This window comes from Microbacterium sp. CCNWLW41 (assembly GCF_037083505.1).
The window spans coordinates 380,941-393,222 of record NZ_JBAOJP010000007.1 but is presented as its reverse complement, the minus strand read 5'-3'; the positions used below and the strand labels follow the sequence as shown (position 1 = coordinate 393,222).

Genomic DNA, 12,282 nt, shown 5'->3' with positions numbered 1-12,282 from the left:
ATGACCACGCGCGTGGCCCTGGTGGGCGGGACCGGCAAGCTCGGGGCGATCATCCGCTCGGTGATCGACGAGCAGGACGGCTTCGACGTGCACGCCGTCCTGACCTCGCGCAGCGATCTCGATGAGCTCGACGGGGCGGATCTCGTCGTCGACGCCTCCACTCCGGCGGTGAGCGTGGATGTCGTCCGTGCCGCCGTGGAGCGGGGGGTCAACGTGCTCGTCGGAACCTCCGGCTGGTCGCAGGAGCGCATCGCGCTGGTCCGCCCGCTGGTCGAGGCCGCGGGCACCGGCGCGGTGTTCATCCCGAACTTCTCGGTGGGCTCGGTGCTGGGCTCGGCGCTCGCCGCGATCGCCGCGCCCTTCTTCGGGTCGGCGGAGATCATCGAGGCCCACCGCCACACGAAGATCGACTCCCCGAGCGGCACCGCCGTCCGCACCGCGGAGCTCATCGCCGAGGCCCGGGCCGGGCAGGGTCCCGTCGACGCGCCGCACGTGGACCAGCGTGCCCGCGGTCAGCAGGTCGCCGGGGTGCCGATCCACTCCCTGCGGCGTCCCGGCGTGGTGGCCGAGCAGCAGGTCATCCTCTCCGGCCCCGGCGAATCGCTCACCATCCGGCATGACACGGTTGACTCCGCGGAGGCGTACGCGCCGGGGATCCGGCTCGCCCTCCCGTACGCGCGGGACGCGCGCGGCGTGATCGTGGGGCTCGAGCGCATCATCGACCTGGGGATCGTTCCGAGCGCATGACCGACCGGATCGCGGTCCTCGGGCCCATCCGGATCGCGGGGCGCGACGCGGGCGGCGTCGCGATGAGGACGCTCGTCGCGACGCTGGCACTGTCTCGCGTGGGGGAGTCACGGTCCCTGGCCTCTCTCGCGGACGATGTGTGGGGAGACCACCCTCCGCAGAACCCGCGAGCGGCGCTGCAGACCCTCGTCTCCCGGTTGCGTGCGCACGGCGGCGCGGACATCGTCGCGAGCGTTCCCGGCGGGTATGCACGCGCCGCCGCCACCGATCTCGACCGTGCCCGGGAACTGCTCGAGGCGACCGAGGCGGCGGAGCACGATCACGGCCGGATCCTCGACATCCTCGACGAGGCCGACGCGCTGTGGCGCGGAGAGCCCGCGGTCGATCTGCCCGATGTGCCCGCAGCGGACGCGCTCGTCAGGGATGCGGCCGGTCTCCGCGATCGGATCCGCCGTGCGCGCGCCGCGGCCCTGCGCGGGGCCGGCCGCCCCGCCGAGGCGGTCGCGGTCCTGGAGGCGCTCGCGGTGGGAAGCCCCCGCGACGAACCGCTCCACATCGCCCTCGTCGAGGCGCTGGATGCGGCAGGGCGCACCGCGGATGCCCTCGCGGTGTTCGCCGCATACGCCCGGCGGCTCCGAGACGAGCTGGGCAGCTCGCCCGGCGCCGGATTCGTCGAGCTGAACGCCCGGCTGCTGCGCGGCGCGCCGAAGGAGCGCGCGGCCCCGGTGCGCATCGGCGTCGACGCCGAGCCGAACGTCTTGATCGGCCGGGACGAGGCCGTGCGAGAAGCCGAGGAGATGCTCCGACGTGCCCGCCTCGTGACCGTGCTCGGGCCGGGCGGGCTGGGCAAGACCCGTCTCGCGCAGGCCGTCGCCGCGCGGAGCGATGCGTCGATGGTGGTCGTCGTCCCGCTCGCCGGTGTCCGCACCGACGCGGATGTCGGCCCCGCGGTCGCCGCCGCCCTGGGCATCAGCGAGACCGCGCCGGGCGGACGCCTCTCCGATCCCCGCGCTCGTCCGGATCTGCGTGCCCGCATGGTCGCGGCCCTCGCCGATCGTGAGGCGCTTCTCGTGCTGGACAACTGCGAGCAGGTGATCGGCGGCGTCGCCGCATGGTGCAGCGACCTGCTCGCGACCGTGCCCTCGCTGCAGATCCTCGCCACCAGCAGGGCGCCGGTGATGATCGCGGCCGAGCAGATCCTGCCCCTCGCCCCGTTGGCGATCGCCGAGTCCGTCGACTCGCCGGCCGTCCGACTCTTCCTCGAACGTGCGCGGGCCGTCCGGCCGGGCGCAGAGCTGTCCTTGGCCACCGTGACCCGATTGTGCGCTCATCTGGACGGCCTGCCTCTGGCGATCGAGCTCGCTGCCGCGCGCGTGCGGACGATGACCGCCGAGCAGATCGAGGTGCGCCTGCAGAACCGCTTCGCGCTACTCACGAAGGGGGACCGCTCCGCGCCGGAGCGCCATCGCACCCTCGAGGCCGTGATCTCGTGGAGCTGGGACCTCCTGGACGACGGGGCGCGCACGGCGCTCGCCGCGTTGTCCGTGCTCCCCGGCGGCTTCTCCGGCGTCGCCGCCTCCGCCCTGCTGGGCGTCGAGGACGCGGCGGATATGCTCGACCGGCTGGTGGAGCAGTCGCTTCTCGTCGCGAGCGAGCACCGGACCGGGATGCGGTTCCGCATGCTGGAGACCGTTCGCGAGTTCGGCCTCGTCCGCCTCGCCGAGGCGGGCTCGGGCGCCGTGGCCGCGGCGGAGGAGGCGGTCACGACATGGGCTCTCGCCCTCATCGCCGATCACGGGCCGCCCGCGCTCCGGTTCCCCGGCGGTCTGCGCCCCGAGGCGCAGCGGGAGATCGGCGCCGAGCACGACAATCTCGTGCACGTGCTGCGGGGTCTTCTCGCTGAGGGACGCCATGCCGAGGCCGTGCGGATCTACGCGGTCGTCGGACAATCCTGGTTCATGCGCGGGTCGTACGCGGAGATCGCGGCGATGGGCGCCCCGATGCTGACGGCGGCGCGAAGCGTGTCGGCGGACGTCTCCGTGGACGAGCGGGCGATCGCCACCCTCCTCGCGACCCTCGGATGCCTCATCGGCGACGATCCCCGAGGCCTCCGCGGAATCGTGGGTCTGCGCGGGCTCGCGAGGACCGAGGGGGAGCGGCTGAGCCCGGTGTGGGGTGCGCTGTGCGCGACGGTGACGGCCGCGACGCGGGAGGCGGACACCTATGACGTCCTCCGCCGTGTCACGACGGTGACGGATCCCCGTGCCCGACTGGCCGGAGAGCTCCTCCTGTCGCACTTCGCCGAGAACCTCGGCGAGACGCGCCAGGCGCTCGCCGCCGCGGAACGCGCATGGGCGCTCGCCGAGTCCCTGGACGAGCCGTGGGGAGCAGCGATGGCGGCCGACTCGGCCGCGCAGCTCGCCAGCCAGAGCGCCCGGCCCGCCGAGGCGATCGTCTGGCTCCAGCGGGCCCACCACCGCTACGGCCAGTACGACGCCGAGGAGCCGCTGCGGCAGGCGGAGTGGGTCCGCGGCGGCGTCCTGCTCGCCCTGGACCGTCTGGAGGAGGCGGAGGAGGTGTTCGCCTCCCTCGTGCGCGGAGGAGAGCTGACCGCCGACGCCCTGGAGATCTCCGCGGTGGGGTGGTACGGCCTCGGAGAGGTGTACCGGCTGTCCGGCAGGATGGACGATGCGCGGGAGGCCCTCGACCGCGCCATGCGGATGTTCCGCTCTCCGCAGCAGCGCCGGTCGCCGTGGTTCCTCATGGCCGTCGCCGGATACGTGTCCGCGGCCGCGGAGGGGCTGGATCTCGGCGCCGAGGAGATCGAGAAGTGGGTGCGACGCCTGCGAGGCCGGGCCGTCGCCGGCTACCGCCTGCGTCCTCAGGCCACGGACCGGCCGGTTCTCGGAACGGTCCTGCTGGGCTGGTCCTCCTGGGCCTTGACGCAGCCCGGGCGCAGCACCAGGGCGGTGGAGGCCCTGGTGCTGGCCGAGCGGCTCGGCGCGCGCCAGGACCTGCCCAGCCTGCGGATCCGTCGTCACCGGGAGCGCGCGGAGCGCATCGTGGGGGCCGATGCGGTCGCACGGGCGCAGGACGCGATCGCCGGCGTCCCGCTCGCCGACCTCGTTCCGCGCGCGGTCGCCGTGCTCGGCGGGTGACACGGCCGGGGTGGGCGGCGGCCGTGGGGACGCCCGCTCTCGCGACGCGGCCCCACGACGGCGGTGCTCAGGCGCGCCGCATGTACGCGCGGACCGTGAGCGGCGCGAAGACGGCGACGATGACGGCGGCGCCGAGGAGCGAGATCCACGCGTCCACGCCGAACGTGCTCGCGTTCACCAGGTCGCGGACCGCCGTGACGAGGTGGGACACGGGGTTGACGTTCACGAACCACTGCAGCCACGTCGGCATCGTGTCGACCGGGACGAACGCGTTCGAGAGGAACGTCAGCGGGAACAGGATGATCATCGAGATCCCCTGCACGCTCGACGCCGTCCGGGCGATCACGCCGAAGAAAGCGAAGATCCAGCTCACCGCCCAGGAGCAGACCACGACGAGCAGGCCGGCGACGATGACCGCGCCGATCCCGCCCTCAGGACGGAAGCCCATCAGATAGCCCATCGTGAACGTGAGCACGGTCGCGATGCCGTAGCGGACGGTGTCCGCGAGGAGCGCCCCGGAGAGGGGAGCGATGCGCGCGATCGGAAGGGAGCGGAATCGGGCGAACACGCCCTTGTCCATGTCCTCGCGCAGCTGGGTGCCCGTCACGACCGAGGTCGTGATGACGGTCTGGACGAGGATTCCGGGGATGATGACCGGCAGGTAGGAGGCGACGTCTCCGGAGATGGCTCCGCCGAAGATGTACGTGAACATCAGGGTGAAGAGGATCGGCTGCAGGGTGACGTCGAACAGCTGCTCGGGAGTCCTCCGGATCTTCACCAGGCCGCGCCCCGCCATCGTGACGGTGTTGCGGAGGGTCAGGCCGAGACCGGCGTGGTTCTTCAGCTGCCGGTCGCTCGCGGGGACGATGCGTTCGGCGACGGGGGCGAGAGCGTTCATGCGTGCACCTGCTCCTTGTCCGCGGCGGCTGCCGCGTCGGTGTCGTCGGCCGCGGGGCGGCCGGTGATGGTGAGGAAGACCTCGTCGAGCGTCGGCTTCTGCACGCTCATCTCCGCCAGGCCGATCCCGGCCTCGCGCAGCGTGATCAGGAGGTCCGCCAGTCGATCGGGGTCGGTCATGGGCGCCGTGATCCGGGACGCCTCCGGGCTGAGGGAGGCGCGGGCGCCGAGCACCCTCTCCACCACGCTCAGCGCGTCGTGGATGTCAGACGCCTCCTGGACCCGCAGGTGCAGGGAGGAGGTCCCGACGGAGGCCTTGAGATCGTCCGCGGTGCCCTCGGCCACAACGCGCCCGTGGTCGATGACGGCGATCCGGTCGGCGAGCTGATCCGCCTCGTCCAGATACTGGGTCGTCAGGACGACCGTCGACCCGGTACGAACCAGCTCCCGGATGGTGTCCCACATCTGGCCCCGCGTGCGCGGGTCGAGCCCGGTCGTCGGCTCGTCCAGGAAGATGAGCGGCGGCTGGGCGATGAGGGACGCGGCCAGGTCGAGCCGCCGCCGCATCCCGCCGGAGAACGCCTTCAGCGGACGCCGGGCGGCCTCCGTCAGCCCGAACCGCTCGAGCAGATCCGCAGACTTCGCTCGCGCTTGTGCGCGGCTGAGGCCCAGCAGGCGCGAGAAGATCATCAGGTTCTCGCTGGCGGACAGCGCCTCGTCGACAGAGGCGAACTGGCCGGTCACGCCGATCAGCTGGCGAACGACGTGGGCCTCCCTGACGACGTCGTGACCGAAGATCCGGCCATGACCGCCGTCCGGGCGCAGCAGCGTCGCCAGCATGTTGATGGTGGTGGTCTTGCCGGCGCCGTTCGGGCCCAGGACGCCGTACACGGTGCCGGTGCGCACGCGCAGGTCGACGCCGTCGACCGCCCGGTTGTCGCCGAACACCTTCACGAGCCCGTCGGCCTCCACGGCCCAGTCGGTAGGAGAGTTCGTCATGCCTCGAGCGTGCGCGACGCCCCTGTCGCCGCGCTGTCGCTTCGCTGTCTGCCGCTGTCCGGGTGACGGATCGGGGTTCCCCTGCCCGTCGGAGCGGTGTCGGTGGTCTCCGTCGCGACGGCGGTTGACGTGCGGCGTCCCGCCTAGAATCGAGGGATGAGCTCCCGCATCGGGGTGGCCCTGATGGCCGCCTGCCTCCTGCTCTACATCGTGCTGGTCGGGCAGCGGGCGATCGCGCTCTTCGTGTCGGGGCAGCCCGTGGGGGTGCTGATGGGCGTGGCTCTCGTCGTGCTGCCGCTGATCGGGCTGTGGGCGCTGGTGCGCGAGCTCCAGTTCGGGTTCTCCGCCGACCGGCTCACCCGTACGCTGCGTGCCGAGGGGACGCTCCCGGACGACGACGTGCACATGCTGCCCAGCGGACGGGTCGTGAAGGCCGAGGCCACGGGGCTCGTGCAGCGGTACGAGAGCGAGGCGTCGGCGGCGCCGCAGGACTGGCGGGCGCGGCTGCGTCTCGGCATCGTGCAGGATCTGGCGGGCGACCGCAAGGCGGCCCGTGCGAGTGTGCGCGCCGCGATCCGGATGGAGCGCTCCGCCCGCTGATCGTGCTCCCCTCGCATCGAGTGGTCAGTTTCTGTGGGCCGACGACGCGCGAACCCGCAGAAACTGACCACTCGATGAGGGAGGTCAGGCGAGGGTGGCCTCGAGGGTGATCTCGATGCCGGACAGCGCCTGGGACACCGGGCAGCCGGCCTTGGCCTCCTCGGCGAGGCGCTGGAACGTCTCGGCGTCCAGCCCCGGGACGGAGGCGTTGACGTTGAGATGGCTGCCCGTGATGCCGGTGCCCGGCTTGAAGGTGACCGACGCGGTCGTGTCCACGCGCTCCGGAGGGGTGCCGTTGCCGGCCAGCGCGTGCGACAGGGCCATGCTGAAGCAGGACGAGTGGGCTGCCGCGATCAGCTCCTCGGGGGTCGTGGTGGTCTCCGAGCCCTCGGAGCGGGCCTTCCAGTCGAGGGGGAAGGTGCCGAGGTGGGACGAGGAGAACGAGACGGTGCCCGACCCCTCCGTGAGGCTTCCGGTCCAGGTGGCTGCGGCTTCGCTCGTGACAGGCATGACGGTTCCTCCGGTTCGGGGACAGATGTGCTGTCAGCCTAGCGATCAGGCAGCGGCCGAGGAACCTCCGGCGCGGCGCCCCAGGACCCCTGCGCGCTGCAGGAGCAGGTAGAGCTGGCAGCCGAGGCAGAGCCCGAAGACGGCGTTGAGGAACGCGGCGACGAAGGCCGCGGCGGTCGCGACGGGCAGCGCCCACGGAACCCCGAGCAGGTGCAGCGCCAGGCCGACGGCCACGACGACGAGCCCCACCCCCTGGGCGAACCGCGGCGGGCGAGGATCCTCGAGGTCGGTCGGGGGAGACAGCCGCGGACGGATGGCGGCGCGGAACAGCAGTGCCCACGGCTGCGTGCGGGGCGAGATCAGGCTCCAGGCGAACAGGAGCGCCACGACGAGCGCGAGGAGGAAGCCGGGCTGAGCACTCCGGGCGGCGGCGACGTCGACCCACGAGACGGTGGGAGCGAACACGGCGTTCGACCGCGGCGCGAATGCGATCCAGTCGGATGTTCCGTCCGGGGGAACGGGACCGGAGGCCATGGCCAGCGCGGTCGCGACGAGCAGCAGCGCGGAGGTGATCGCGGCGGCGAAGCGCGGTCCGCGGGGGTCGATGCCGTCGGGGACGGTCATGCCGCCCTCCTTTCCTTCGCCGTCGGCGCGGGGGGGGGCGGCGTCAGCTCGTCGATGGCGGCGAGCACCTCGGCGGGGCGGGGGACGCCGTGGAAGCGGGAGCGCACCGTGCCGTCCGGGTCGAGCAGGAACGTCGTCGGGGTCGACAGGATCCCGTGACGGGAGGCGAGATCCGCGCGGTGGGTCAGGTCGACCTCGGTGCGCACGACGCCCTCCCGCTGCGCGGCCACACCGTCGAGCGCGCGGCGCGCCTGCGGGCAGCGCGCGCAGAGCTCGGTGCTGAACTGGACCAGCGTCGCCCGGTCGCCGAGTCCGCCGGGGGCGAGCTCCGCGGCGTCCGTGTCGCGACGATCCCCGCGGACGTCTCTGCGGCGTCCGTCGCGGCGTCGTACGAGCAGACCGATCGCCACCGTCACCGCGAGCAGGGTCGCGGTGACGACGAGGACGAGCGGGAGGGACATGCGTCGAGGGTACGCCGGTGTGGCGGACCGGGACCGGATGTGACGCCGGATGACCCGCGCGGACGGATCCGGAGCGGGCGTCTCGGGCCCCGCCGCGGTCCGGCGCGGGTATCGTGATGCGCATGAGCGCCGCGATCCCCACGCCGTACGAAGACCTGCTCCGGGACGTCCTGGAGCACGGCACCCGCAAGGACGATCGCACGGGAACGGGGACGACGAGCGCGTTCGGCCGGCAGATCCGGTTCGACCTGTCGAAGGGCTTCCCTCTCATCACCACGAAGCGGGTGCACTTCAAGTCCATCGCCTACGAGCTGCTCTGGTTCCTGCGCGGGGACTCGAACGTGCGCTGGCTCCAGGAGAACGGCGTGACGATCTGGGACGAGTGGGCGGACGCCGAGGGCGAGCTCGGACCGGTGTACGGCGTGCAGTGGCGCTCCTGGCCGACGCCCGACGGCGGCCACATCGACCAGATCCAGCAGGTCGTCCAGCAGATCCGCGACAACCCGGACTCACGGCGGCTCCTGGTCTCCGCGTGGAACCCGGCCGACATCCCGGACATGGCCCTGGCGCCGTGCCACGCGATGTTCCAGTTCTACGTCGCGGACGGGCGCCTGTCCTGCCAGCTCTACCAGCGCAGCGCCGACCTGTTCCTCGGGGTGCCGTTCAACATCGCCTCCTACGCACTGCTGACTCTGATGATCGCGCAGCAGACGGGGCTGCAGCCGGGCGACTTCGTGTGGACGGGCGGCGACTGCCACATCTACGACAACCACGTCGAGCAGGTGCGCGAGCAGCTCAGCCGCGACCCGTACCCGTACCCGACCCTCCGGTTCGCCCGCATCCCCGAGTCGATCTTCGACTACCGCTTCGAGGACTTCGTCGTCGAGGGGTACGAGCATCACCCGGCGATCCGCGCGGCGGTGGCGGTATGACCTGGGTCGGCCTGATCTGGGCCGAGGCGGAAGGCGGCGTGATCGGCGCCTCCGGGGGAATGCCGTGGCGGGTCCCTGAGGACATGGCGCACTTCAAGGAGACCACGCTCGGGGATCCTGTGGTCATGGGACGCAAGACCTGGGAGTCGCTGCCGGAGCGGTTCCGGCCGCTCGCCGGGCGGGAGAACATCGTCGTCACCCGTCAACAGGACTGGAGCGCCGAGGGAGCGCAGCGGGTCGCGAACCTGGCGGACGCCGCCCGTGGCCGCGACCGGATCTGGATCATCGGCGGCGCGGAGATCTACGCGCAGGCGATCGGCGGCGCGGACCGGCTGGAGGTCACCGAGCTCGATCTCGTGGTGGAGGGCGACGCCTTCGCGCCTTCGCGCCAGGGGTGGCGACTCGTCGACGAAGGGGAGTGGCAGACCTCGCGGACCGGGATCCGATACCGCTTCCTCGGGTACGAGCGCTGATGCCGACCGCGCTGATCACCGGGGCGAGTGCCGGACTCGGCGCGGAGTTCGCGCGTCAGCTCGCGGCACGGGGATCCGATCTCGTCCTCGTCGCCCGCTCGCGCGACGACCTCGACGCGGTCGCGGCGCCGCTGCGCGAGCGTTACGGCGTCGTCGTGGAGGTCCTCCCCGCCGACCTGTCCGTCCCGAGGGAGCTCGCCCGCGTGGAGCGCCGGCTCGCGAACGCCGGGCGCCCGGTGGGCCTCCTGGTCAACAACGCCGGCTTCGGACTGCCGTTGCAGTTCGCCGACAACGACATCGCGGACGAGGTCCGCCACCTGCGCGTGCACGTGGAGGCCTCCATGCGGCTGATGCACGCGGCCCTGGGCGTCATGCGCGGACGCGGCGGACGGATCGTCAACGTCGCCTCCGTCGCGGGCTTCATCTCGCGCTCCACCTACTCGGCCTGCAAGGGGTGGCTGATCGGCTTCAGCCGCTGGGCGAACGCCGAGTACGCCGAGGACCGCGTGTCGGTCACCGCCGTATGCCCCGGATTCACCCACACGAGCTTCCACGAGCGCATGGGCCTCGCGCTGGGACACGAGGGCGTGCCCCGGGCGATGTGGCTGGACGCCCGCGACGTGGTCCGCGAGGGGCTGCGCGACGCGGCCCGCGGTAGAGCGGTCTCGATCCCGTCCCTCCGCTACAAGGCGATCGTCGCCCTCACCAGGGTGCTGCCGGCCTCCGTGACCGCGCGCGTCGCCCGGAGGGGCCGCGTCTGACGCAGAGCAGCGCTGGCAGCCGTCACCGGAACCGATCGAGGCGGATCCCCGCGTAGGCGATCGCCGCGATGGTCTCGCCGTCGGTGATCCGGCCGTCGGCGATCATGCGCAGCACCTCGTCGAACGGCTCCCACGACACCTCGTCGATGCCCTCCTCCCGCTGCGCGTCGTCGTCCGTCCGCGCCTGCGCCAGCCCCCGGGCGAGGAAGACGTGCTCCGGGGCGACCGTGATCCCGTTGAGCGCGTTCATGAAGCCGATATGGGTCCACTCGGACGCCGTCAATCCCGTCTCCTCGAGCAGCTCCCGGCGTGCGGCCATGAGCGGGTCCTCGCCGTCGCTGCCGCCGGCGGGCACCTCGAGGGAGGACCCGGTGGTGTACCGATCCAGGCGGACCAGGCACACCCGCTCGCGGTCGTCCACCGCGACGACGAAGACGGCGGGGTGGCGCATCTCCACGACGCCGTAGATCCCCTCGCCGGCGGGCCCGACGATCTGGTCCTCGCGGACACGGATCCAGGGGTTCTCATAGACGGTGCGGGTGCTGCGGGTCTGCCAGGCCATGCAGCGAGCCTAGGGGGCGCTGGCACGCCCGTAGGATCGGAGGATGGGCTGGTTCGGGAAGAAGAGGGACCGCGACGACGCGAGCGAGACGCTGCGCCGCTACAACGAGGCAGAGGCCGCCCGCCTGGCGGCCCTGACGAACCCCGTGGACGCCGCGCCCGCGGAACCGACGGTGCCGGTCACGCTCGACACCGGCTCCGGAACCGGCGAGTTCCGGGTGGAGGACGTCTTCACCATCACCGGTCGCGGCATCGTGGCGACGGGCACGGTCCTCTCCGGCACGATGCGGGTCGATCAGGACGTCGAGATCCTCCGCGGCGGCGCTCCGGTCGCGGCGTCGCGCGTGACCGGGATCGAGATGTTCCGCAAGAAGGCGACCGAGGTCGGGGCCGGCACGAACGCCGGGATCCTCCTCCGCGGCAGGCCCGCCGTCGAGCGCGGCGATGTGATCCGGGCGTCGTCCCCGTCTGCGTGAGCCTCGGGCGAACCGATACGCTGAGAGCATGACGCACGCTCCCAATCCCTTCGGACAGGTGCTCGTCGCCCTCATCACCCCGATGACGGCCGACGGCGAGGTCGACTGGCCCGCCGTCGAGAAGCACATCGACCGCGTCATCTCGGACGGTGCGGACGGCATCGTCGTCACCGGGACCACCGGCGAGACCTCCACCCTCACGGACGCCGAGAAGCTCCGTCTGGTCGAGGTCGGCAAGGACGTCTCCGCCGGTCGCGCGAAGATCATCACCGGAGGCGGGTCCAACGAGACCGCGCACGCGATCGAGCTCTACAAGGCCAGCGAGAAGGCCGGCGCCGACGGCATCATGATCGTGACGCCGTACTACAACAAGCCGACCCAGGCCGGCATCCTCACGCACTTCCGCCTGGTGGCCGACGCCACCGACCTGCCGGTGATCCTCTACGACATCCCGGGCCGCACCGGGGTGCCCATCAAGTACGAGACGATCCTGCGGCTCGCCAAGCACCCCAACATCCTGGCGGTCAAGGACGCGAAGGGCGACTTCTCCGAGGTCAGCCGGGTGCTCAACCAGACCGACCTGATGTACTTCTCGGGGGACGACGCGAACGTCCTCCCGCACCTGTCGATCGGTGCCACGGGCCTGATCGGCGTGACCGCCAACATCACCTCGGCGCCGTACCGGACGATCGTCGACGCGGTCAACCGCGGCGACCTCGCCGCCGCGACCGCCGAGCACCGTCGGCTGGAGCCGCTCGTGCGCGCCGTGATGACGCACGTCCCCGGCACCGTCGCCGCCAAGTACGTGCTGCACGGTCTCGGTCGCATCGGCAGCCCGCGTGTCCGCCTTCCCTTGGTCGGCCCGGAGGAGTGGGAGGCCGCGATCATCGAGGACGAGCTGGCCCTGGTCTCCGACGTGCCCGGCGCCGACTTCTCCGACTTCCGTCCCGACCGCAACGCCGCCGCCGGCGGCGCCCTGCCCAAGGTGCACGGCACAACTCGATAGCCCCTGCGCGGCTCGCGCGGTGCCGCCCGCTCGGGCGGCACGGTGGCGGGCCCGGCGGGGCGCAAGGCAACGAACGG

At 72.3% G+C, this 12,282-nt stretch carries 14 protein-coding genes; 8 read left to right on the top strand and 6 right to left on the bottom strand.

Annotated features, from left to right (window positions below; genetic code table 11):
* A complete protein-coding gene (dapB, locus tag V6R91_RS24570; RefSeq protein ID WP_219085596.1) occupies positions 1-747 on the top strand; it encodes a 4-hydroxy-tetrahydrodipicolinate reductase in 747 nt (248 codons plus the stop codon).
* Positions 744-3,905 carry an ATP-binding protein gene (locus V6R91_RS24565; protein WP_336397441.1) on the top strand — a complete coding sequence of 1,054 codons (3,162 nt, stop codon included), beginning with the start codon at positions 744-746 and terminating at the stop codon, positions 3,903-3,905. Before dapB ends, V6R91_RS24565 begins: the two co-directional genes overlap by 4 nt.
* A 67-nt stretch (positions 3,906-3,972) precedes the next feature.
* Here V6R91_RS24565 and V6R91_RS24560 read toward each other — a convergent pair whose 3' ends face one another.
* Together V6R91_RS24560 and V6R91_RS24555 are read right to left on the bottom strand one after the other, a co-directional pair.
* Positions 3,973-4,803: an ABC transporter permease gene (locus V6R91_RS24560; RefSeq protein WP_271061688.1), complete on the bottom strand. Its 831-nt coding sequence runs from the start codon at positions 4,801-4,803 to the stop codon at positions 3,973-3,975.
* Positions 4,800-5,801: an ATP-binding cassette domain-containing protein gene (locus V6R91_RS24555; protein WP_336397440.1), complete on the bottom strand. Its 1,002-nt coding sequence runs from the start codon at positions 5,799-5,801 to the stop codon at positions 4,800-4,802. Before V6R91_RS24555 ends, V6R91_RS24560 begins: the two co-directional genes overlap by 4 nt.
* A gap of 156 nt (positions 5,802-5,957) precedes the next feature.
* Here V6R91_RS24555 and V6R91_RS24550 point away from each other — a divergent pair, with 156 nt between their 5' ends.
* Positions 5,958-6,401: a hypothetical protein gene (locus V6R91_RS24550; RefSeq protein ID WP_271061686.1), complete on the top strand. Its 444-nt coding sequence runs from the start codon at positions 5,958-5,960 to the stop codon at positions 6,399-6,401.
* A gap of 84 nt (positions 6,402-6,485) precedes the next feature.
* Here the strand turns inward: V6R91_RS24550 and V6R91_RS24545 are convergent, their stop codons facing one another.
* The 3 genes from V6R91_RS24545 to V6R91_RS24535 are packed head-to-tail and all read right to left on the bottom strand — an operon-like array spanning position 6,486 to position 7,996.
* Positions 6,486-6,911, bottom strand: a complete 426-nt coding sequence (locus V6R91_RS24545) for an OsmC family peroxiredoxin (RefSeq protein WP_067243596.1) — start codon at positions 6,909-6,911, stop codon at positions 6,486-6,488.
* A gap of 45 nt (positions 6,912-6,956) precedes the next feature.
* Complete coding sequence (locus V6R91_RS24540; protein WP_336397439.1) at positions 6,957-7,535, bottom strand: DUF4395 domain-containing protein; 579 nt, start codon at positions 7,533-7,535, stop codon at positions 6,957-6,959.
* A complete protein-coding gene (locus V6R91_RS24535; RefSeq protein WP_336397438.1) occupies positions 7,532-7,996 on the bottom strand; it encodes a TlpA family protein disulfide reductase in 465 nt (154 codons plus the stop codon). Before V6R91_RS24535 ends, V6R91_RS24540 begins: the two co-directional genes overlap by 4 nt.
* 122 nt (positions 7,997-8,118) lie before the next feature.
* Between V6R91_RS24535 and V6R91_RS24530 the strand changes: the two genes are divergently transcribed.
* From V6R91_RS24530 to V6R91_RS24520, 3 genes are read left to right on the top strand one after another with little or no spacing between them, the layout of a single operon-like run.
* Entirely contained in the window at positions 8,119-8,928 is an 810-nt protein-coding gene (locus V6R91_RS24530; protein WP_271061683.1) for a thymidylate synthase, read from the top strand.
* Positions 8,925-9,401 (top strand): dihydrofolate reductase, encoded by a 477-nt coding sequence (locus V6R91_RS24525; protein WP_067243589.1) that lies wholly within the window; start codon positions 8,925-8,927, stop codon positions 9,399-9,401. Before V6R91_RS24530 ends, V6R91_RS24525 begins: the two co-directional genes overlap by 4 nt.
* Positions 9,401-10,162, top strand: a complete 762-nt coding sequence (locus tag V6R91_RS24520) for an SDR family NAD(P)-dependent oxidoreductase (protein ID WP_336397437.1) — start codon at positions 9,401-9,403, stop codon at positions 10,160-10,162. Before V6R91_RS24525 ends, V6R91_RS24520 begins: the two co-directional genes overlap by 1 nt.
* A gap of 22 nt (positions 10,163-10,184) precedes the next feature.
* Here the strand turns inward: V6R91_RS24520 and V6R91_RS24515 are convergent, their stop codons facing one another.
* Positions 10,185-10,724 (bottom strand): NUDIX hydrolase, encoded by a 540-nt coding sequence (locus tag V6R91_RS24515; RefSeq protein ID WP_336397436.1) that lies wholly within the window; start codon positions 10,722-10,724, stop codon positions 10,185-10,187.
* Positions 10,725-10,767: 43 nt separating this feature from the next.
* Between V6R91_RS24515 and V6R91_RS24510 the strand changes: the two genes are divergently transcribed.
* Both V6R91_RS24510 and dapA read left to right on the top strand, forming a co-directional pair.
* On the top strand, positions 10,768-11,199 hold the full coding sequence (locus V6R91_RS24510; protein WP_336397435.1) for an EF-Tu/IF-2/RF-3 family GTPase: 432 nt from the start codon (positions 10,768-10,770) through the stop codon (positions 11,197-11,199).
* A gap of 28 nt (positions 11,200-11,227) precedes the next feature.
* Positions 11,228-12,205: a 4-hydroxy-tetrahydrodipicolinate synthase gene (dapA, locus tag V6R91_RS24505; protein ID WP_231821135.1), complete on the top strand. Its 978-nt coding sequence runs from the start codon at positions 11,228-11,230 to the stop codon at positions 12,203-12,205.
* Positions 12,206-12,282 lie beyond the last annotated feature (77 nt).